Annotated in this window: 20 protein-coding genes; 15 read left to right on the forward strand and 5 right to left on the reverse strand. The window is 56.3% G+C overall.

Annotation, left to right across the window (positions count from 1 at the left end; genetic code table 11):
* Positions 1-57 precede the first annotated feature (57 nt).
* From ACXAF0_RS02175 to ACXAF0_RS02245, 15 genes are all read left to right on the forward strand, one after another.
* Complete coding sequence (locus ACXAF0_RS02175; protein WP_475343223.1) at positions 58-1,740, forward strand: type I secretion system permease/ATPase; 1,683 nt, start codon at positions 58-60, stop codon at positions 1,738-1,740.
* Positions 1,737-3,086 (forward strand): HlyD family type I secretion periplasmic adaptor subunit, encoded by a 1,350-nt coding sequence (locus ACXAF0_RS02180; protein WP_475343225.1) that lies wholly within the window; start codon positions 1,737-1,739, stop codon positions 3,084-3,086. Before ACXAF0_RS02175 ends, ACXAF0_RS02180 begins: the two co-directional genes overlap by 4 nt.
* A gap of 134 nt (positions 3,087-3,220) precedes the next feature.
* Entirely contained in the window at positions 3,221-3,817 is a 597-nt protein-coding gene (locus ACXAF0_RS02185) for a biliverdin-producing heme oxygenase (RefSeq protein ID WP_475343227.1), read from the forward strand.
* Between the two features lie 200 nt (positions 3,818-4,017).
* Positions 4,018-4,518, forward strand: a complete 501-nt coding sequence (gene rimP, locus ACXAF0_RS02190; protein ID WP_475343229.1) for a ribosome maturation factor RimP — start codon at positions 4,018-4,020, stop codon at positions 4,516-4,518.
* A gap of 9 nt (positions 4,519-4,527) precedes the next feature.
* Positions 4,528-6,084 carry a transcription termination factor NusA gene (gene nusA, locus ACXAF0_RS02195; protein ID WP_475343231.1) on the forward strand — a complete coding sequence of 519 codons (1,557 nt, stop codon included), beginning with the start codon at positions 4,528-4,530 and terminating at the stop codon, positions 6,082-6,084.
* An 18-nt stretch (positions 6,085-6,102) separates the two neighbouring features.
* Entirely contained in the window at positions 6,103-6,693 is a 591-nt protein-coding gene (locus tag ACXAF0_RS02200; protein WP_475343235.1) for an RNA-binding protein, read from the forward strand.
* Between the two features lie 80 nt (positions 6,694-6,773).
* On the forward strand, positions 6,774-9,446 hold the full coding sequence (infB, locus tag ACXAF0_RS02205; RefSeq protein ID WP_475343239.1) for a translation initiation factor IF-2: 2,673 nt from the start codon (positions 6,774-6,776) through the stop codon (positions 9,444-9,446).
* Between the two features lie 17 nt (positions 9,447-9,463).
* The gene (gene rbfA / locus ACXAF0_RS02210; protein ID WP_475343243.1) at positions 9,464-9,883 is read left to right on the forward strand and encodes a 30S ribosome-binding factor RbfA; all 420 of its coding nucleotides are present in this window, start codon (positions 9,464-9,466) and stop codon (positions 9,881-9,883) included.
* On the forward strand, positions 9,883-10,809 hold the full coding sequence (gene truB / locus ACXAF0_RS02215) for a tRNA pseudouridine(55) synthase TruB (protein WP_475343246.1): 927 nt from the start codon (positions 9,883-9,885) through the stop codon (positions 10,807-10,809). The genes rbfA and truB overlap by 1 nt, the downstream gene beginning before the upstream one ends.
* A 17-nt stretch (positions 10,810-10,826) precedes the next feature.
* Positions 10,827-11,096: a 30S ribosomal protein S15 gene (rpsO, locus tag ACXAF0_RS02220; protein ID WP_062957144.1), complete on the forward strand. Its 270-nt coding sequence runs from the start codon at positions 10,827-10,829 to the stop codon at positions 11,094-11,096.
* 209 nt (positions 11,097-11,305) lie between these two features.
* Positions 11,306-13,429: a polyribonucleotide nucleotidyltransferase gene (gene pnp / locus ACXAF0_RS02225; RefSeq protein ID WP_475343251.1), complete on the forward strand. Its 2,124-nt coding sequence runs from the start codon at positions 11,306-11,308 to the stop codon at positions 13,427-13,429.
* Between the two features lie 98 nt (positions 13,430-13,527).
* Entirely contained in the window at positions 13,528-14,922 is a 1,395-nt protein-coding gene (locus ACXAF0_RS02230) for an NAD(P)H-dependent flavin oxidoreductase (RefSeq protein ID WP_475346213.1), read from the forward strand.
* 190 nt (positions 14,923-15,112) lie between these two features.
* Positions 15,113-15,553 (forward strand): iron response transcriptional regulator IrrA, encoded by a 441-nt coding sequence (gene irrA / locus ACXAF0_RS02235; protein ID WP_063086087.1) that lies wholly within the window; start codon positions 15,113-15,115, stop codon positions 15,551-15,553.
* A gap of 214 nt (positions 15,554-15,767) precedes the next feature.
* Positions 15,768-16,202, forward strand: a complete 435-nt coding sequence (locus tag ACXAF0_RS02240; protein ID WP_475343255.1) for a rubrerythrin family protein — start codon at positions 15,768-15,770, stop codon at positions 16,200-16,202.
* 88 nt (positions 16,203-16,290) lie between these two features.
* Positions 16,291-16,575, forward strand: a complete 285-nt coding sequence (locus ACXAF0_RS02245) for a YciI family protein (protein WP_475343256.1) — start codon at positions 16,291-16,293, stop codon at positions 16,573-16,575.
* Here ACXAF0_RS02245 and eutC read toward each other — a convergent pair.
* The 5 genes from eutC to ACXAF0_RS02270 form a co-directional block, all read right to left on the reverse strand.
* Positions 16,572-17,345, reverse strand: coding sequence for an ethanolamine ammonia-lyase subunit EutC (gene eutC / locus ACXAF0_RS02250; RefSeq protein ID WP_475343258.1), 774 nt, complete (start codon positions 17,343-17,345; stop codon positions 16,572-16,574). The genes ACXAF0_RS02245 and eutC overlap by 4 nt on opposite strands.
* Entirely contained in the window at positions 17,346-18,737 is a 1,392-nt protein-coding gene (locus ACXAF0_RS02255) for an ethanolamine ammonia-lyase subunit EutB (RefSeq protein ID WP_475343261.1), read from the reverse strand.
* A 167-nt stretch (positions 18,738-18,904) separates the two neighbouring features.
* A complete protein-coding gene (locus ACXAF0_RS02260) occupies positions 18,905-19,729 on the reverse strand; it encodes an ABC transporter ATP-binding protein (RefSeq protein ID WP_475343264.1) in 825 nt (274 codons plus the stop codon).
* Positions 19,723-20,784 carry a FecCD family ABC transporter permease gene (locus tag ACXAF0_RS02265; RefSeq protein ID WP_475343265.1) on the reverse strand — a complete coding sequence of 354 codons (1,062 nt, stop codon included), beginning with the start codon at positions 20,782-20,784 and terminating at the stop codon, positions 19,723-19,725. The genes ACXAF0_RS02260 and ACXAF0_RS02265 overlap by 7 nt, the downstream gene beginning before the upstream one ends.
* The gene (locus ACXAF0_RS02270; protein ID WP_475343267.1) at positions 20,784-21,914 is read right to left on the reverse strand and encodes an ABC transporter substrate-binding protein; all 1,131 of its coding nucleotides are present in this window, start codon (positions 21,912-21,914) and stop codon (positions 20,784-20,786) included. The genes ACXAF0_RS02265 and ACXAF0_RS02270 overlap by 1 nt, the downstream gene beginning before the upstream one ends.
* Between the last annotated feature and the right edge of the window lie 20 nt (positions 21,915-21,934).

A 21,934-nucleotide genomic window follows, 5' to 3' on the forward strand; every position in this document is an offset into this window, starting at 1 on the left:
AGCGTGTTTGTCAAAGCATCCCAAAGCCCCACCCAGCCTTCGACGCATTCCGGTCCGATGAGTCGTGCCCTTGGCGCATTGCGCGGTGCCTTTATGGCCGTCGGCGCGATGAGCGGTGTGTCGAATCTTTTGATGCTGACCGGCCCGCTTTTCATGCTTCAGGTCTATGACCGCGTTCTGGCAAGCCAGAGCATCCCGACCTTGATTGCGCTGATCGGGCTTGTGGTTGGTCTTTATCTGTTTCTTGGTGCGGTTGATGCCCTGCGTGCGCGCATGTTGGTCCGGGTTGGCTGGCGAGTCGATGAACAGATCGGTCCCATGGCCCTTTCCAGTACCTTGGATATGCGCCTGAAAAACGGTCGCGAAACCTCTCAGCCGCTTGGTGATCTGGATCAGATCCGACAGTTCCTTGGCGGTTCCGGGCCTGTCGCGATATGCGACTTACCATGGATGCCACTTTTCCTTGGGATCGTTTTTGCCTTCCACCCCTGGCTTGGCGTCTTGGCCCTTGTCGGTGGGTTGGCCCTGATTGTTTTGACCCTGATCAGTGAATTTGTGACGCGCAAGAAAGTCGCGCGGATGAACGGTCAGATTGTCCGGCGCAATGCGTTGATTGAAGCCGGACGGCAAAATGCCGAGGCCATTTGTGCGATGGGTATGGAAGATGCCTTTCGCGGGGCATGGGCCAACCAAAACAATTTGTACTTGAACGACAACACCGCCGTTGGTGACGTCAACTCAACCTTCTCGGCCTATATCAAGGTCATTCGTCTGGCATTGCAGTCAGGTGTATTGGCACTTGGTGCTTATCTTGCGATCAAGCAGGAAGTCACCCCCGGTGCGATGGTTGCTGCATCGATTTTAACCGCGCGTGCCTTGTCACCGGTCGAACAGGCCATCGCCAACTGGCGCGGCTTTGTTGCCGCCCGACAAGCATGGGGGCGTCTTGATGCGCTTCTGCCGGATATGTCAGATAAAGCGGACACCACAACTCTGCCCGCGCCGTCTGAGAGCCTTTCGGTTTCCGGCCTTGTGATCGGCACGCCCGGCAATCAGAAAGCTGGCAAAGACAAGGTTCTGTTGCGGGTTGGGGAGTTGGTTCTCAAGGCCGGCGACGGGCTTGGCGTGATCGGGCCAAGCGGTTCGGGAAAATCGACCCTTGGGCGTGCGCTTGTTGGTATGGGGGCGTTTCGCGGTGGCAGTATCCGTCTTGACGGGGCGGAGCTATCCCATTGGAACCCGGTCGATCTTGGCCGTCATATCGGGTATTTGCCCCAGGATGTCGCGCTGTTTGACGATACGATTGCGCGCAACATTGCCCGGTTGCAGGCTGATGCGACCGACAGCGCCATTGTCTCGGCGGCAAAGGCAGCTGGCGCCCATGAAATGATCCTGTCCCTGCCCAATGGTTATGACACCCGGATTGGCAGTGGTGGTGTTGTCCTGTCAGGTGGGCAGCGGCAACGCATTGGCCTTGCCCGTGCCTTGTTTGGCGATCCGTTCCTGATTGTCCTTGATGAACCCAATGCCAGTCTCGACAGCCTCGGTGAACAAGCCTTGCTTCAAGCCGTCAGGGATGCGCGCGCCCGCGGGGCGATTGTCGTTCTGATCGCGCATCGGCCCAGTGCGCTTGCAACCGTAAACCTTGCGACCGTTATTCAGGATGGCCGTCAGGTGGCGTTTGGCAAACGCGATGACATCATGCGCAAAACCGTCAGACAGGTGGGAGAAACCGCATGACCAGATTACAGCTTGCCATCGGGCCAAGCGGATCGGCAGATCCCCAGGTGATGTCGCCAGCGATTGCAACACTACGCCGCCATGTTGTTTGGGGGGGCGGCATCGTTGCCGTGCTGTTTGCCAGCTGTGTGTTGTGGCTTGTTTTTGCGCAGCTGTCCGGTGCGGTGGTTGCCACGGGCAAGCTCGTTGTCGAAAGCAACGTCAAGGATGTGCAGCATTCAGAAGGTGGCATTGTCGGCCAGATCAATGTGAAGAACGGTGACCGGGTTGCGGCGGGTGATCTTTTGATCCGGCTTGACGATACGATGGCACGCGCAAGCCTCGGGATTGTTGAAACGCAATTGTCGGCCTTGATTGCGAGACGCATGCGCCTGACCGGTGAACGTGACAACCTGTCCAAACTTGAAGTTCCCGCAGCCTTTGTCGACCGCCAGTCGGAACCAAAGATATCCGAATTGATCGCGGCCGAGGTCAGTTTGTTTGCCGCCCGTAAAAACAGTCTGGAAGGTGAAAAGGAACAATTGCGCCAAAAGCTTTCCCAGCTTTCAGAAACGGTTGTGGGCCTGACCGCACAGAAAAACGCCAATGAGGAAGAGCGCCATCATATCGTTGATGAACTGACCGGGCTTGAAACCCTGTTTGCCAAACAACTTGTGCCGATCACGCGGGTCGCTGCCCTGCGTCGCGAACGCGCAAGCCTTGATGGTCGGCATGGCGAACTGACAGCCCAGATTGCCGCAACACGCATGCAGATTTCGGAAACCGAGATGCAAATCCTGCAGCTTGACCGCGATCGGCAGACAGAAGTTCTTGGCGAACTGACCGATATTGATCAGCAGATCTCCCAACTAATGCAGCAGGAAATCGCCCTGCGTGATCAGTTGCGCCGGATCGATATTCGCGCACCCTATGACGGCACGGTTTATCAGCTTGCCGTGCACACGGTTGGTGGCGTCATTGGTCCGGGTGACAGGATCATGGGGATTGTGCCGGATCGCGATGAACTGGTGATCGAAGCAAAGGTCAATCCGCGTGACATCGAACAGGTCATGGTCGGCCAGACCGCCATGCTGCGTTTCACAGCGTTTAATCAGCGAACCACCCCGGAACTTAGCGGTCAGGTTTCCTTTGTTTCAGCCGATCTTGATCGCGATGAACTGACCGGTGAGACCTATTATAACGTACGCGTGCGCATCGAAGCCGGTGAAGTGGCCAAACTTGAGGGTCGCGAACTGGTGCCCGGCATGCCGGTTGAGACATTCCTTGCAACCGGGGAACGTTCAGCACTCAGTTATCTGTTCAAACCACTGTCTGATCAGTTTGCCCGCGCGTTTCGCGAGGACTGATCGTTCCCTTGCAATGATTTCGCACGGTGAGTTTCAGATATCAGCCCGCCTGACCCGTCTTGGGAAAAGAGAGCCGAACGGCAATGAACCATTCGGCCGGACTTAGGACCGGACTTAAGGAAAGGGCAACGGCAATGAATGCTGTATCAGGTCAGGCACTGGCGGGCATGACCCGTCTTGAAGAACTCAAGCAATCGACGCGCAGCGCACATCAGTCGGTGGATGACATGGTTATGGCCATGGAACCGTTCGACAGCCGCGACAACTATCTGCGTTTCTTGCGCTTGCAACATATATTTCATGGCCGGATGAAATCACTTTATGCGGCAGCTGATCTGAATGACGCCATTCCGGGTCTGGCAGAACGCAGCCGATATGAAGCTGTCTGTGCCGATATGGCGGACCTTGGCTGTGATGCGGAAGAAGACTGGAGTCGGATGCCGATTAACGCCGATGGTGCGGAAAGAGTGGGCTGGCTTTATGTTTGTGAGGGCTCATCACTTGGTGCGGCCTTCTTGCTTAAGGCGGCTGACAAGATCGGCCTTCATGCGCAATTTGGCGCCCGCCATCTGGCCGGTCATGTCGAAGGCCGTGGCAAGCACTGGCGTGAATTTGCAGAGCAGGTCAATGGCTTGGCGCTTGATGCAAAGGACGAGCAAGCAGTGCGGGACGGGGCTGTGAATGCCTTTGCCTTCTTCCGTGGCTTGGCCGCCCCACAGCCGTTGGTTTGAACCCGCCCGGAATCCTTGGGTTGAATGACGTTGTATGCCGGTATCCTGACTTGATTTCTGCGCAAACCGGCTGTATAAAGCCGCCAAGCTTTTTGTAAATTCTGACAAAGAGTGGGCATCGCGCCCGCTCTTTTGTGCTTTTTGGGGTATGGCATCGCTTTATGGCTGAGCTGATTGGACAACAGTTAAAAGACCCGTTGATGGCGAAAATCGCAGAGATTATCGAGCCGTCACTCAACACGCTGGGCTTTGAGCTGGTTCGCGTTTCGATGACCGGGCAGGACCATAATATCCTGCAGATCATGGCGGATCGTCCGGAAGCCAAAGGCAGCATCAATGTTGAAGATTGCGCCGAAATCAGCCGTACGGTTTCTGCCCTGATGGATGTCGAGGATCCGATTTCGGGTGCCTATCACCTTGAAGTCAGTTCCCCGGGTATCGACCGCCCGCTGACCCGTGCCGCGCATTTTGATGTGTGGAAGGGATTTGAGGCAAAGGTCGAGCTGGTGATGGCCATGAATGGTCGTCGCCGTTTCAGCGGTGTGCTGGATGGGATTGAAGATAATGCGGTCGCCCTGATTGTGGATGGCGAACGTGTCTTGTTGCCGTTGGCCGATATCGCGAAAGCGAAATTGGTGCTGACAGATGAATTGATCGCGCACGTCACCGGTGATCGCCGGACTGACGATAACGCAGAATAGAGGTTGGATATGGAAGCAACTTCGGGAATGCCGCGGCCGGAACTTTTGCAGGTCGCTGATGCCGTTGCCCGTGAAAAGGGCATTGATCGTGACGAAGTTCTCGGTGCCATGGAACAGGCCATTCAGAAGGCCGGTCGTTCCAGATATGGTCACGAGCATGATATTCGTGCGCATATCGACCGTAAAACCGGCGAAATCAAACTCGCCCGTTACATCGAAGTCACCGATGAAATCGAAAACGATTTCACCCAGATGTCGCTCGAACAGGCACGTATCCGTGACGAGAACATCAATCTTGGTGAGTTCTTGGTTGATCCGCTGCCGCCGATCGATTTTGGCCGTATCGCTGCCCAGACTGCAAAGCAGGTCATCGTGCAGAAAGTGCGCGACGCAGAGCGCGAACGCCAGTTCGAGGAATACAAGGATCGTGCAGACGAAGTCATCAACGGCGTCGTCAAGCGTGTCGAGTTTGGCAACGTTCTTGTTGATATCGGCCGTGCCGAAGCCATTCTGCGCCGTGAAGAACTGATCCCGCGCGAGACCGTGCGTCAGGGGGACCGGGTACGTGCCCTGATCCTTGATGTCCGTCGTGAACAGCGTGGCCCGCAGATCTTCCTGTCGCGGACCCACCCGACCTTCATGGCAAAACTGTTTGCCCAGGAAGTTCCGGAAATCTACGACGGCATCATCGAGATCAAGTCGGTTGCCCGTGACCCGGGTTCGCGCGCCAAAATCTCGGTTCTGTCCTCGGACAACTCGATTGACCCGGTTGGCGCCTGTGTCGGTATGCGCGGTTCGCGCGTGCAGGCTGTTGTTGCCGAACTGCAGGGCGAGAAAATCGACATCATCCAGTGGTCGGAAGATCCGGCGACCTTCGTTGTGAACGCATTGGCCCCGGCCGAGGTCACCAAGGTTGTTATTGATGAAGAAACCAACCGTATCGAAGTCGTCGTTCCGGACGATCAGCTGAGCCTTGCCATTGGGCGTCGCGGTCAGAACGTGCGTCTGGCTTCCCAGCTGACCGGTTGGGATATCGACATTCTCACCGAGGAAGACGAAAGCGAACGTCGTCAGGAAGAAGCACGCAAGCGTGCGGAAATGTTCATCAAGGCCCTTGATGTTGACGAAGTTATCGCCCATCTCCTCGTTGCCGAAGGCTTCACCTCGATCGAGGAAGTCGGTTACGTGCCGCTGGCAGAACTGGCCGAGATCGAAGGTTTCGAAGAAGAGATCGCCGAAGAACTGCGCAACCGCGCACGTACCTTCCTTTCCGAAGAGGCAGAGCGCCTTCAGAAGCGTCGTGAAGAGCTCAAGGTTGCCGACGATCTGGTCGAATTCCCGGGTCTGTCGCTTGCCGTTGTTGTTCGCCTTGGCGAAAACGATGTCAAAAACCTTGAAGACTTTGCCGATCTCGCAAGTGACGAGCTGATCGAATATGTCGCCGATGCCGATACCATTACCATGGATCAGGCCAACGACATGATCATGGAAGCCCGTCGCAAGCTTGGCTGGTTCGATGGTCTTGAAGAAGAGACCGAAGAAACTGCCGAAGGCGAAGAGGCGTAAGCCTGATCGGAGGATGCCATGTCGCATCGTAAAGGCGGCAAGGTAGCCGAGGTTCCGGAACGCCGGTGCATTGTCACCGGCGAAGTCCGGAACAAGGAAGATCTTCTCAGGGTTGTAATCGGGCCGGATGGTTCGGTTGTTCCCGACCTTGAGGAACGGCTGCCGGGACGGGGATTATGGTTGTGCCCGTCGCGGGATGTGATAAATACCGCCTGTGCAAAGAACGCCTTTGCCCGGGCGGCCCGGCAAAAAGTCGTGGTCGACACCGCACTTGCAGACCGGATCGAGGAATTGCTGACGCGCAAATGTATCGATCTGTTGTCGCTGGCGCGACGTGCCGGACAGGCTGTTGCAGGATTTGAAAAGGCCCGTGCCCAGATTGCCGAGGGCGCAGCCTTGATATTGGCGGCACGCGATGGTGCCGCAGACGGAAAATCCAAGATCGAGGCCAAGGCCCGGGATCTGCCGATTTATTCCGTTCTGGATGCTGCTGAAATCGGCGCGGCTTTTGGTCGCGAAAAAGCAGTACATGTGGCCGTTGCGCCAGGGGGCCTTGCCAACCGGTTGGGGCGTTCATGCAAGCGGCTTGAAGGATTTCGCGCTGTCTGAGATCAGACAAGCGCCAGACGGACAGGACAGGATCGGCAGATGTGCCCGATCCCGCAGGAAATGAGGAAGTTGGACGGATTATGAGTGATCGCGAACAGGAGAAGAAACCGCTGAGCCTCAACAGATCGAAGCTTGAATTGAGCAAGACGATCGAGGCCGGGCAGGTTCGCCAGAACTTCTCGCATGGACGGTCAAAATCTGTGACCGTCGAAGTGCGTAAGAAGCGTACATTCGAAAAGAACGAATCCGGTCGCTTCCGTGAAGTGAAGAAGGATCTCGTTGAAGAGCAGGCACCGGCGGCAGAAAAGCCGGAACCGGAAGTCAAGAAAGAGCCGGTTGAAGAGCCGAAATCGCGTCCGGCCGTTGATGATCACGGCAATCTGACCGATAGCGAACGTGCCGCCCGCATGGCTGCTTTGAAGGCTGCTGAAGAGCGCCGCAAGCAGGACGAAGCGGACGCCGAAATTCGCGCGCGTGAAGAAGCGGCACGCAAGGCCGAGGAAGAAGCCCGCAAGGCAGAAGAAGCCAAGGCAAAGGCCGAAGAAGAGGCCAAGAAGGAAGAAGCACCGGCTGAGGCCAAAGGCGACTCCCCGTCTGTGGAAGAAGTCGAACAGCAGCTTGCTGCCTCGACTGCCAAGGGCAAGACTTCCAAGCCGAAACCGGCTGCCAAGCCGAAGGCTGAGGAAAACGTCATTCAGGGTGAGCCGGCAGAGCCGCTCGTTCCCGAAGAACGTCGCCGTGCTGCCCCGGCAGATGGCAAGTCCAAAAGCCGCAAGGAAATTGAAGAAGAGAACGCCCGTGTGGCTGCGCGCAAGCGTGCGGAAGAAGAAGCCGGTCGCGCAGCGCGCGGCAAGGGTGACGATGGCCGCCGCCGTGGCAAGCTTTCGATCAACAATGCAATGAGCGGTGACGAAGGTGGTCGCCGTCGTTCCATGGCATCGATCAAGCGCCAGCAGGCCAAAGCAAAAGCGCGTGCCCAAGGGCCGCAGAAACCGAAGGAAAAAGTCGTGCGTGATGTGGTTATCCCGGACGTTATTACTGTCCAGGAACTCGCCAACCGTATGGCTGAACGTGCGGCAGACGTTATCAAGACCCTGATGAGCATGGGCGTTATGGCGACCATCAACCAGAGCCTTGATCCCGATACCGCACAGCTGGTGGTCGAGGAATTCGGCCACAACATGCGCCGTGTTTCCGATGCTGACGTTGAAGAAGCACTGGTCAGTGCTGACGACAACGACGCACAGTTGGTCGGTCGTCCGCCGGTCGTGACCGTCATGGGCCACGTTGACCACGGTAAAACCTCGCTGCTTGATGCGCTGCGTTCCACCGACGTTGCCGGTGGCGAAGCCGGTGGCATTACCCAGCATATCGGTGCCTATCAGGTCACCATGGCAACCGGCTCGAAAATCACCTTTATCGATACCCCGGGCCACGCCGCATTTACCGAAATGCGTTCGCGCGGTGCGCAGGTGACCGATATCGTGGTTCTGGTTGTTGCGGCCGATGACTCGGTCATGCCGCAGACCATCGAGGCGATCAGCCACGCCAAGGCAGCTGACGTTCCGATGATTGTCGCGATCAACAAGATCGACAAGCCGGGCGCGAATGCCAACAAGGTGAAAACCGAACTTCTTCAGCATGAAGTTGTGGTCGAGGAAATGGGCGGCGACGTTCAGGCGGTTGAAGTTTCCGCCAAACAGCGCACCGGTCTGACCGAACTGGAAGAAGCCATTCTGCTGCAGTCCGAGGTGCTTGACCTTAAAGCCAATCCGGAACGTGTTGCCGATGGTGTTGTTGTCGAAGCCCGTATGGAAAAAGGCCGCGGTCCGGTCGCAACCGTTCTGGTTCAGCGCGGTACGCTGCGCACGGGTGACATCTTTGTCACCGGCCCGGAATGGGGGCGTGTCCGTGCCCTGATCGATGATCACGGTAACCGTGTTGGCGAAGCCATCCCGGGGATGCCGGTCGAGGTGACCGGTCTGAACGGTGTGCCGTCTGCCGGTGACGACTTTGTGGTTGTTGAAAACGAAGCCAAGGCACGTGAAGTGTCTGACTTCCGTCAGCGCCGCATTCGTGAAACCCAGGCTGCCGCGATGAAGAAATCCGCGCTTGAGAACATGTTCTCGCAGAGCGGTGAGGTCAAAGAACTCCCGATCGTCATCAAGGGTGACGTGCAGGGTTCTGTCGAAGCGCTTATCGGCACCTTGCAGAAACTTGGTAACGAGGAAGTCTCGGTCCGTGTTCTGCATAGCGGTGTCGGTGGTATCAACGAATCCGACGTTACACTGGCGCGCGCATCCAATGCGCTGATCATCGGCTTTAACGTGCGTGCAAACCAGCAGGCCCGTGAACAGGCCCGCCGTGACAACGTTGATATTCGTTACTACTCGATCATTTACGATGTTGCTGATGACATCAAAAAGATGCTGTCGGGCATGCTTTCCCCGGAAGTTCGCGAGAAATTCCTGGGTTACGCAGAAATCCGCGACATCTTCACCATCTCTGGCAACAAGATTGCCGGTTGCATGGTCACCGAGGGTATCGTCAAACGTGGCGCAGGTGTGCGCCTGCTGCGCGACGATGTCGTTATTCATTCCGGCGAACTTTCGACGCTCCGTCGTTTCAAGGACGAAGTCAAGGAAGTCCGCGAGGGCTATGAATGCGGTATGTCGTTTGCCAAATACAACGATATCCAGGCTGGCGATGTCATCGAGTGCTTCGAGAACGAGGAAATTGCCGTCGAACTGTAAGACGGTGAGGAACTGAAATGGCGAAGCAACCGGCCAAAGCACCAAGTCAGCGACAGCTCCGCGTGGCGGAAGAAATCCGTCAGGCGCTGTCGCAGGCATTGGAGCGTGGAGACATTTACGATCCGGAACTGACCCGGCGCCCGGTGACCATCACGGGTGTCAATCTTTCTCCGGATATGCGCAATGCAATGGTATCCTTTACCCCGCTTGGCGGCGGTGAAGCGGAAACGTCGATGAAGGCGTTAATGCGTCAGAAAGGACACCTGCGCAATCATGTGGCCCATACGGTTCATATGAAATATGTGCCTGCATTGCGATTTGTCGAAGACAAGAGTTTTGATGTCGCTGACCATATAGGCGCCCTCCTTCGTGACCCGCATGTCGCGCAGGATCTTGTGGATGACCGGTCGGGTGACCCGGAAGATGAGGACGACTGATGGCGCGTCGCCGTCGCGGTAAAAGCATTAATGGCTGGCTGGCGGTCGACAAGCCCCTGGAGATCACGTCATCAACCGTGGTCAATCAGGTGCGCCGTCTGTTGGATGCCAACAAGGCCGGACATGGCGGGACACTTGATCCGCTGGCGTCCGGCGTTCTGCCGATTGCCTTTGGCGAAGCAACCAAAACGGTTGCTTATGTCATGGATGGCAGTAAAAGCTATCGCGTGACGCTGAAATTCGGCGAAGCGCACAGTACGGATGATGCCGAAGGCGAGGTGATTGAAACCTCCGACCATCGTCCGACTGAAGACGAAATCAAGGCTGTGCTGGGTGAGTTTATCGGTGAAATCCAGCAGGTGCCGCCAAAGTTTTCGGCGATCAAGGTCAATGGCAAGCGTGCCTATGATCTTGCGCGCCGCGATGAAGATGTGGTGTTGCAGCCACGTCCGATTCTGATCAAGGATCTTCGACTGGTCGACATGCCAGATCGCGATCATGCCGTGCTTGACGTTGTGTCGGGCAAAGGTGCGTATATGCGATCTTTGGCGCGCGATATCGCGCTGCGCCTTGGAACTGTCGGCTATATCGCCGCGCTTCGCCGGACTTCGGCGGGGCCGTTTTCGGAAGGGAACGCCATTCCCCTGCAGGAACTGCTGGATATGGACCCGGACGAGGTGATGAAGAAACTGCTTCCGGTTGAGACCGCGCTGGACGACATCCCGGCGCTGGCCCTGACCGAAGTCGAGGCGCAACGCCTTTCCTCTGGCCAGCCTGTCGGGCTGTTGCCGGTGGCAAAGCGCAATGCCCTTGAAAACCCCGTCGTGCAGGACGAAATCGTCTGTGCCATGCTCGATGACCGCGCGGTAGCGTTGGCTGAGATCAATGGTGGCGAAATCCGTCCTGTGCGTGTTTTTAATCTCTAAAGGCGAAAGGATGCCTGATGTCGATTACTGCTGAACGCAAAGCTGAGCTGATCAAGGAATACGCTCAGAAAGACGGTGACACCGGTTCCCCCGAAGTCCAGGTTGCTATCCTGACCGAACGGATCAAGAACCTTACCGAGCACATGAAAGAACATAACCACGACTTCCATAGCCGTCGTGGTCTTCTCATGATGGTTGGTCAGCGTCGCCGCCTGCTGAAGTACCTGCAGCGCAAAGACCAGTCGCGTTACGAGAGCGTTATCGAACGCCTCGGTATTCGCCGCTGATATCGAACTGCGGCGGAGGGTGACCTCCGCCGTCGTTTTTTTATTGTTCCGGTGGATCGGAACACGAGAAGCAGGGTCGGATGGGCCGACCCGATGCTTACGCCGGACCCATTACTCATGACGCTGTCATGCAAGCCTCATGAGTAATGTGTTCGGAACTCGTGTACACTTTCGGGTCCGCCAGAGGTTTGTAAGAGGAAAAGAAAATAATGTTTAATGTCGTCCGTAAGGAAATGCAGTGGGGCAATGCCAAACTGGTTCTTGAAACCGGTAAAATTGCCCGTCAGGCAGATGGTGCCGTCAAGGTCACCTACGGTGAAACCGTTGTCCTGTGTACTGCTGTTGGCGCAAAACAGCCGCGCCCGGATGTCGACTTTTTCCCGCTGACGGTTAACTACCAGGAAAAAGCATTTGCCGCTGGCAAAATCCCGGGTGGCTTCTTCAAGCGTGAAGGCCGTCCGTCTGAAAAAGAAACCCTTGTTTCGCGTCTGATCGACCGTCCGATCCGTCCGCTGTTCCACCCGCAATACCGCAATGACACCCAGATCGTTTGCACCGTTCTGTCGCATGACATGGAAAACGATCCGGACGTGGTTGCAATGATCGGTACCTCGGCAGCGCTGACCATTTCCGGTCTGCCGTTCCTCGGCCCGATCGGTGCGGCCCGCGTTGGTTACAAGGATGGCGAATACATCCTCAACCCGTCGACCGAAGCGGTTAAGGAAAGCGACCTTGATCTTGTTGTTGCGGGTACCCGCGACGGCGTGATGATGGTTGAATCCGAAGCATCAGAACTGTCCGAAGACGTCATGCTTGGCGCGGTCAAATTCGGTCACGAACAGTTCCAGGGCGTTCTCGACCTGATCATCGATCTGGCTGAAGAAGCTGCCAAAGAGCCGCGCGAAGTTGCCGGTCTTCCGGATGGCTATGACGCGCTGGTCGAAAAAGTTGCTGCTCTGGGCACCGAAGGCCTGACCGCCGCGTACGCAAACGTTGTCAAACAGGAGCGTTCGGCTGCTGTTGCTGCGGCAAAAGCCGACATCGTTGAAAAACTTGGTGATGACGTTCCTGACGAACTCAAAGGCAAGGTTTCCTCGATCATCAAGGATCTGGAAAAAGACATCGTTCGCGGTGCGATCCTGAAAACCGGCAAGCGTATCGATGGCCGTACCGGTGCTGACGTTCGTCCGATCATGGGCGAAGTTTCGGTACTGCCGCGTTCGCACGGTTCCTCGATCTTCACCCGTGGTGAAACCCAGGCGCTGGCTGTTGTTACCCTTGGTACCGGTCAGGATGAGCAGATCGTTGACGCGCTTGACGGTGAATACCGTGAAGGCTTCATGCTGCATTACAACTTCCCGCCCTATTCGGTTGGTGAAGCTGGCCGTATGGGTTCGCCGGGCCGTCGTGAAATTGGTCACGGTAAACTGGCATGGCGTGCCCTGCATCCGCTGATGCCGAGCAAGGATGCCTTCCCGTACACCACCCGTATCGTTTCGGAAGTCACCGAATCAAACGGTTCGTCCTCGATGGCGACGGTTTGCGCAAGCTCGCTTGCAATGATGGATGCCGGTGTTCCGCTGGCACGTCCGGTTGCCGGTATCGCCATGGGCCTGATCAAAGAAGCCGATGACTTCGCTGTTCTGTCCGACATCATGGGTGACGAAGATCACCTTGGCGACATGGACTTCAAGGTTGCTGGTACCGAGAACGGCGTTACCTCGCTGCAGATGGATATCAAGATCACCTCGGTGACTGCAGAAATCATGCAGATTGCTCTGAAACAGGCACGTGATGGCCGTCTGCACATTCTTGGCGAAATGTCCAAGGCACTGCCGGAAGCACGTGGTGAAGTTTCGGGCAACGCACCGACCATTACCCAGTTCTCGATCCCGAAAGACAAAATTCGTGATGTCATCGGCTCGGGCGGCAAGGTCATTCGTGAAATCTGCGAAGAAACCGGTGCAAAAGTTGACATCGAAGATGATGGTTCGATCACTGTCGCACATACCGACGGTGCCAAAGGCAAGCAGGCAGTGGATTGGATCAAATCCATCGTTGCGGAACCTGAATTGAATCATATCTATGACGGTAAGGTCGTTAAGGCTGTTGATTTCGGCGCATTCGTGAACTTCTTCGGTGCGCGCGACGGTCTTGTTCACATTTCCGAACTGGCACCTGAGCGTGTCAAACAGGTTTCGGACATCGTGAAAGAAGGCGACCAGGTTAAGGTCAAAGTCATCGGTTTCGATGATCGCGGCAAAATCAAACTGTCGATGAAACGTGTTGACCAGGAAACCGGTGCTGACCTCGAAGCAGGCGACGCCGAATAAGCTAACGGGATGCCGGACGACGATAAAAACGCGACGTCGTCCGGCACTCTGCGCGATACCTTGGTATCGCGGGCAAATGCCGAATGGGAGAGACGAATTTGAAAGCCCTTAAACCGCTCGTCATGTCGGGTAAAGAAGTCTTGCCAGTTATTGAAGGTGGCAAAGGCGTTGCTGTATCGACGGGTAAAAGTTCCGGCGCATGGGCTGCTGCCGGTGGTATCGGGACTTTTTCCGCTGTGAATGCCGATTCTTATGACGAGAACGGCAATCTGGTCCCGATCGAATATGCAGGAAAAACCCGTAGTGACCGTCATCAGGAACTGATCGCCTATGGCATTCGTGGCGGGATTGCGCAGGCGCAGATTGCACATGAAATGCGCAATGGCGAAGGCCGCTTGCATATGAATGTTTTGTGGGAAATGGGCGGTGCTGAACCCATTCTCCATGGTGTTCTTGAAGGTGCCAAAGGTCTCATCCACGGTGTGACCTGTGGTGCGGGTATGCCCTACAAGATTGCGCAGATTTCTGCGCAGTATGGCGTGCATTATTATCCGATCGTGTCTTCGGCGCGTGCGTTTCGTGCGCTGTGGCTGCGCTCGTACAAAAAGATCCCGGAATGGCTGGGCGGCGTGGTCTATGAAGATCCGTGGCGTGCCGGTGGCCATAATGGCCTGTCGAATTCCGAAGATCCGCTGGTCCCCGAAGATCCGTTCCCGCGTGTGGCCGCCCTTCGTGAATTCATGAATTCCGTTGGCCTGAATGATGTTCCGATCATCATGGCCGGTGGGGTTTGGTATCTGCGCGATTTCGAAGACTGGATCGACAATCCGGAAGTCGCCCCGGTGGCCTTCCAGTTTGGGACGCGTCCGCTTCTGACCCAGGAAAGCGAGATTTCCGATGACTGGAAATCCCGTCTGACCAGTCTGCAGAACGGCGATGTGTCGTTGCACAAATTCAGCCCGACGGGCTTCTACAGCTCGGCTGTGCGCAACGACTTCCTCGAAGACCTTCATCAGCGTTCTGATCGTCAGGTCCGCTATTCGCGTACCGCCGAGGCAGATCTGCATGTCGGTATTCCGTTGGGCCGTCGTGGTCGTCCGATCTATGTGCGTGAAGATGATGCCGACAAGGTCAAGGGCTGGCTTGAAGCCGGTTACACCGAAGGCATGCCGACCCCGGATGACACCATGGTGTTTGTCACCCCGGAAAGCGCGCTGACGATCAAAAAAGACCAGATCGACTGCATGGGTTGCCTGTCGCAGTGCCAGTTCTCCAACTGGGAACAGCATGAAGGCACCACCGGTAAACGTGCCGATCCGCGCTCCTTCTGCATTCAGAAGACGCTGCAGAATATTGCCCATGGTGCCGATGTCGAACATGAGCTGATGTTTGCCGGTCACAATGCCTACAAGTTTGGCGAAGATCCGTTCTATGCCAACGGCAATATTCCGACCGTGAAGGAACTGGTCGAACGCATCATGACGGGCGACTGATCCCGATCTCGGATCAAATAAAAAAGGGGCTGGTTTTTACCGGCCCTTTTTGTTTGTATTTAGCGTTATTTCACCCTGCGATTATAGTTGATCAAAATCAAAGAACAACGCGTCGGGGTTCTTTAGTCTATGCCAAGAATTCAACAGGGCCATGCGGATTTTGGCCCGACCACGACAAAGGGGCAAAGCTATGGGACATACATCGCGTCCATATACCAACGCGCTTAACCGGCTCAAGGATGCCAATCTGCGTCCCACGCGTCAGCGTCTGGCACTGGCACGTTTGCTGTTTGATGATGGTCATCGTCACGTCACGGCAGAACAGCTGCATTCCGAAGCCATGAGCAACAATATAAAGGTATCGCTGGCAACGGTTTACAACACTTTGCACCAGTTCACCGATGCGCGCCTTCTCAATGAAATCGTGATTGATTCGGGTCGGTCCTATTTCGATACCAACACCGAACCGCATTACCATTTCTATTGCGAAGAAGACGGCATGCTGTCCGATATCCCGGCTGGTGACGTCAAGATCGCCAACATTCCGAACATGCCGAACGGTACGGAATTGGCATCGGTCGATCTCGTCTTCCGTCTGCGTCGCAATCAGGCGGCAAAAGACGCGGCCTGACATAATGCGCTGTCCCTTGCGTACTCGTGCGCAGGTGACAGGCAGATGAAATCTGACGTCTGATCAGTGCAATTGCCCCTGCTCTGCTTGACGACGGTGGATTTGACAACAAATAAAGGGCGGCAGAACCATATGGTTCTGCCGCCTTATTTTTTGCGACTTTTGCCCTTACACCATCAGTGTAACGGGCGAACAATAACAAGGATCAGCGCACATGGCGCTCAAGGGAACACGTACCGAGGCAAACCTGCGCATGGCCTTCGCCGCCGAGGCGCAAACCAACCGACGCTATCTTTACTTTGCCCAGCAGGCCGACATCGAAGGCCAGGCTGAGGCGGCTGAGCTGTTTCGTACCGCGGCCGAGGCCGAAACAGGCCATGCATTCGGCCATCTGGAATTTCTCGAATCCGCGGGCGATCCGCTGACGGGCAAGGATATGGGGACAACGCGCCTTAACCTTGAAGCTGCCATCGCACAGGAAAAGGATGAGGCGGAAACGGCCTATCCGGAAATGGCGCGCATTGCCCGTGAAGAGGGCCTTGAAGATGTCGCTGCCTGGTTTGAAAGCCTGGCGCGGGTCGAAAGTGCGCATGCGGATCGGATTGAACGCCTTCTTGCCCGGATGGGCAGTCAGGCGGATGCGACCTGATCCCCGGTTCTGATCGCCAGAACGTGATTTGTGGTCGGGTCTAAAACCAACGAGTTTTGGACGTCCAAAACCGAAGACAGGAAAACCGATGTTTGTCGTTTCGCTGAGTTACAAGGTCCCACTCGATCAGGTTGATGCCCATATTGAAGGCCATATTGCCTGGCTCAAGCAGGCCTATGCCAAGGGCATGTTTCTGGCATCCGGGCGCAAGATCCCGCGCGATGGCGGGGTGATTCTGGCCAAGGGCGACCGCGCAGCGCTGGAAGACGAACTGACACGCGACCCGTTTCACCAGCATGATCTGGCCGACTATCACATCACGGAATTTGATCCGGTGATGGTTGCAGACGGTCTTGAAGCGCTTAAGGCTTAGCCCTCGATCAGGTTGGGGTTGGATGAATTGTCCTTCAATGCCACACCCGACAGGCCCATCTTGCGCGACTCGCTCATCAGATAGGCGATCTTTTTCGCGGCCTTTTGCGGGTTCAGGCCGGCCGGGCGGATGTTTGATACGCAGTTGCGATCGGCGTTCGAACGGCCGCGCTTGGGTCCCCATGTCAGATAGCAACCAAGCGAGTCTGCACTCGACAGACCCGGGCGTTCGCCAATCAAGATCACCGTCAGCTTTGCCCCCAACGCCGCGCCAATTTCATCGCCGAGACCGACGCGTGATTGGGTCGCGAGCGTCACCGGTGCGACCGACCAGCTTTCACCCAACTGATCAAGTATCAGCGACAGGGTATTGGCCGCGTGGTCATGGGTGGCACGCGCCGACAGGCCATCGGCCAGAATGAAGGCGACGTCATATTCCCCGGCATGTTTGCCAAGCGCCGCAGTCGACTCGTCATCAAGCAAACGACCGAGATCAGGCCGCTGCAGATAGGTCGGGCGATCCGGGGCGGCGGAATGGACATCAAGGATCGGCTGATCCAACCCATCAAGCTGGGCACGGACGGATCCGGCATCAAAGGCCATATGCACCGAATCCCGGGCGCGCGCATGCGCCATCTGAAATTCCAGCAACCGTTCGGTGGGTAATCCGTCACCCACCCGGCCAAGGCCGATGCGGGCATCGGTATGCACGCGCAATGTGTTCCACGGATCAAGGCCGCTCGGGATTTTCTTGTCGGTCAGGTTGCTCATCTAAGCGGCCCCCGACCAAGCCAGAAGGTTCTGGGCGGCCTGCCCGTCAAGCTGCGGACGGGTGCGGCCATTCTGATCAAGGATTTCCATCTTGCGCAGCCAGGCGGCAAATTCCGGCGCGGGTTGCAGTCCCAGGACAGAGCGCAGATACATCGCATCGTGGAAGCTTGTGCTTTGGTAATTGAGCATGATGTCATCTGCACCCGGCACCCCGATGACGAAGTTGCACCCGGCAACACCCAGAAGGGTAAGCAGGTTGTCCATGTCATCCTGATCGGCCTCGGCATGATTGGTATAGCAAACATCACAGCCCATCGGCACGCCAAGCAACTTGCCACAGAAATGGTCCTCAAGGCCCGCACGGGTGATCTGTTTGCCATCAAACAGATATTCCGGCCCGATAAAGCCAACCACCGTATTAACCAGAAGCGGCGAATATTTGCGTGCGACCGCATAGGCGCGTGCCTCGACGGTTTGCTGATCAATGCCTTCGTGGGCATCAGCCGAAAGGGCGGCCCCCTGTCCGGTTTCGAAATACATGACATTGTCGCCGACCGTGCCACGCTTAAGGCCCTTGGCGGCGTCTTCGGCCTCGGCCAGCATGGCCAGATTTATGCCAAAGCTTTCATTGGCCTTTTGCGTGCCGGCGATTGACTGGAACACCAGATCAACCGGGGCATTGCGCGCCATCACGTCAATCGCCGTGGTCACATGGGCCAGAACGCAGGATTGGGTCGGGATATCGATCCGTTCGCGGACTTCGTCAATCAGTTTGAGAAGCTCGATCATGGCATCCGGGCTGTCTGTCGCCGGATTGATGCCAATCACCGCATCGCCACTGCCATGCATCAACCCATCGAGGATCGAGGCGGCGACACCAGCGGGATCATCCGTCGGATGATTGGGCTGCAAACGGACCGAAAGATGGCCGGGCAGGCCAACCGTATTGCGAAAGGCCGTCACCACATGGCATTTCTTGGCCACCGCAATCAGATCCTGATTGCGCATCAGTTTTGAAACAGCCGCCACCATTTCCGGCGTCAGGCCGGGGGCCAGATGTTTCAGTGCTTCGGGGGTGGCGTCGTCAGTCAGAAGCCAGTTGCGAAATTCACCCACCGTCATCGAGGAGACCGGTGCAAAGGCATTGGCATCATGATCATCAATGATCATGCGGGTGACGTCGTCATCCTCATAAGGAACAAGGGCCTCGCTTAAAAAGCGTTTAAGCGCTACTTCGGCCAGCGCAAAGCGTGCCGCCACCCGTTCTTCATCCGAGCTTGCGGCAAGGCCCGCCAGCACATCGCCCGACCGAAGCGGACTTGCCTTCGCCAACAAGGTTTTCAGGTCGGGAAAGGTAAAGCGTTCAAAACTGAATGGCGCGCCGGTCTGCAAATTCTGCCTCCTGAAGCATGAAAAACATCGCAAGGGAATTTCCCCCTGTCCGCAAAGGAAAACAGCGCCAAACATGACGCTGTTGCGATGCATGATCATCATTCTTCCATGGAAGCAGAAAATGCCTTAAATGCAAAGTTTTTAATCACAAGGAAAGCTGCGCCTTCCTATTGAGCAGCCAATGCGGTGTCTGCCAGTTCGTTGTGACCAACGGCGGTATTGTGACGGCTGTTGGTTTCATCGCTTGGGCCGCGCAGCACGATATGCGGATGGCCAAGCGAGTTGAGCTCGACATGGCCGTCGACCTGATAGACATCGCGCAGAAGATCGCTGTCGATGACATCCGAACACGGGCCAAACGCCACCATCCTGCCATCGCGAATGGCCATGGCCTGATCGCAATATTGGAGGGCATGGTTCAGGTCGTGAATGGCGATCAGGACGATGATGTTCTGATTTTTTGCCACGTCGCGCATGAAGGACAGGACTTCCATCTGCCGATGCAGATCAAGGGCCGATGTCGGCTCATCCATCAGAAGGATCTTAGGATCACGCACCAACGTCTGGGCAATGGCGACCAACTGGCGCTGCCCGCCGCTTAACTCGCCAAGGTTTCGTCCAGCAAGATCACCAATACGAAGGGCGGCAAGAATCTCATCGATCCGGGCCAGTTCCTCGGCGCGCACGCGAAGGCTCGAACCCTGTTTGGCGGCGAGAATGACCGACTCATAGACTGACAGAACGGCGGTCGAACCGGTATCCTGCGGCATATAGCAAATCGTGTTGCGATCGGGGCTATGTGATCCAAGATCGACAACGCCGCCGCCCTGTGCAAGGCCGGCAACACGGCGAAACAGGCTGGACTTACCAGCCGCGTTCGGGCCGATAACGGCGGTTACCGTGCCCGGCTGAATGGTCGGGGTGGTGACACCGGAGACCACCTGCACCTTACCATAGCGGGTTCCGATATCTTCAAGACGCAGCGTTACCATGATTTCCTCCGACTTGCGAAAATCAGCGAGAAGAAGAAGGGCACACCGACAAGGGCGGTAATCACCCCGATCGGCAGGATCGCACCCGGGATCAGCAATTTCGACAGCACCGAAGTGGCCGACAGGATCAAAGCCCCGCACAGAACCGATGCTGGCAGGAAGAAGCGTTGATCTTCACCGACCAGCATGCGGGCAATATGCGGCCCGACAAGGCCGATAAACCCAATCGTACCAACAAACGAGACCGGAATGGCGGCCAGAAGGCTTACGATCAGCATGGTACGCAGTCGAAGCCCCTGCACATTCACGCCAAAGCTTTCCGCCTTTGCATCGCCCAGACGAAGGGCGGTCAATGCCCATGCCTGACGGGTAAAGAGCGGAATGGCAATCACGACCGCAACGGCAGTGACAGCCACCTTGGTCCAGGTTGCCTTGACCAGTGACCCCATAGTCCAGAAGACAACAGCCGCCAGCGCCTGTTCACTTGCCAGATACTGCAACAGGGCCAAAAGCGCGTTGAAGGTAAAGACCAGCGCGATGCCAAGCAGCACGATGGTTTCGACCGTCACACCGCGCAGGCGGCTAAAGAAATGAATGATCAGTGCCGTGCCCATCGCCATGATGAAGGCATTAAGCGGAATGATGAAATCCACAAAGGCCGGCAGAAGCGCCACACCAAGGACCAATGCCAGTGCCGCGCCAAACCCGGCAGCGGCCGAAATGCCCAGCGTAAACGGGCTGGCCAGCGGGTTGGCAAGGATGGTTTGCATCTGTGCGCCGGCGGTCGACAGGGCCGCACCGACAGTCAGCGCCATCAGTGCGACCGGCATGCGGATATCCCAGATCACCACGCGCATCTGATCGGTGGCTGACCATGGATCAAGCAGGGTGGCGATCACGTCCGATAACGGATAGTTCGCCGGGCCCGTCGCCAGATCGATGGCAAACGAAAGAAACAATGCCCCCGCCATTGCAAGCAGGAGCAGAAAACGACGCAGGGAGCGTGCCTTGTAATGCACGCTCCCGGCTTCGACGCTGAGTTGGTTGGTCGCCATTAGTTTGTGGCTGTATCGCTGCTCGAGATGAAATAGCCCGGCGTATAATCGAGCGGCAGGAAGCGATCATGAAGCTCTTTGAAAGTTGCTTCGGGATCGATGTCAGCAAACAGGTCAGGGTGGAACCATTTTGCCATCTGTTCGATTACCACGAACTGATACGGGCTGTTATAGAATTGGTGCCAGACCACGTGAATGTTGCCGTTCTTGGTGGCATCAATGCCGGTAAAGGCTGGACGGTCCATCAAACCGTCAAGCTTGCGCTTTGCTTCGGTCATATCAGCGCCCGGTCCAACCGGAACCCATCCCATACCCGGTGCATAGGCTTCCCAGTCACCGCCGGTACCAACGAACTGGTCCGGGTTGGATGCGATTACCTGTTCAGGGTTGATGGTGCCAAATGTGCCCGGAATAATTGATGCTGCGATGTTTACACCACCAGCGATTTCGACCATTTTGCCGAAGTTTTCATTCCCGAAGGACATGCAGCATTCCTCGGAATAGCCTGCCGCACGTTCAATGAAGACCTGCGGCTTTTCCGGGTTTGCCTTGGCAATACGATCGGTGACGTTCTTGATGCTGTCGGCACGGAACTTGATGAATTCCGCCGCACGGTCTTCCTTGCCGGTCAGCAGACCAAGGATTTTCATGCTGGTGTCGGTATTTTTCATCGGCGCTTCGCGGAAGTCGATATAGACCAGCGGAATGCCAACAGCGGCGAGTTTTTCGTCAAAACCGCCATCTTCGGTGGCGCCTTTGGCTTCCAGGTTCATGATCACGACGTCCGGATTGACCGAAATGGCCTGTTCGATGTCGAACGTGCCGTCTTTCATGCCGCCAAAGGTCGGAATGTCGTCAATGCGCGGATATTTCGCAGCATAAAGGCCGTATCCTTGCGGGTCGGCTTTTTTGAGGTCATCGCGCCAGCCAACGACACGCTGGAATGGGTCTTCGCTATCAAGCGTTGCCAGACCATAGACCAAACGACCTTCGCCCAGAATGACCTTCTGGACTGGTACTTCGACTTTGACTTCGCGTCCTGTAACATCGGTTACAGTGACCGATTCTGCTGCCTGTGCAGTGCCTGTAACCAGCATTGTCAGCGCAGCAAATACACCCAAAAGTTTCATTCCCGTTTCCTCAGATTAGG

This window comes from Thalassospira sp. ABD4_177, assembly GCF_056160125.1.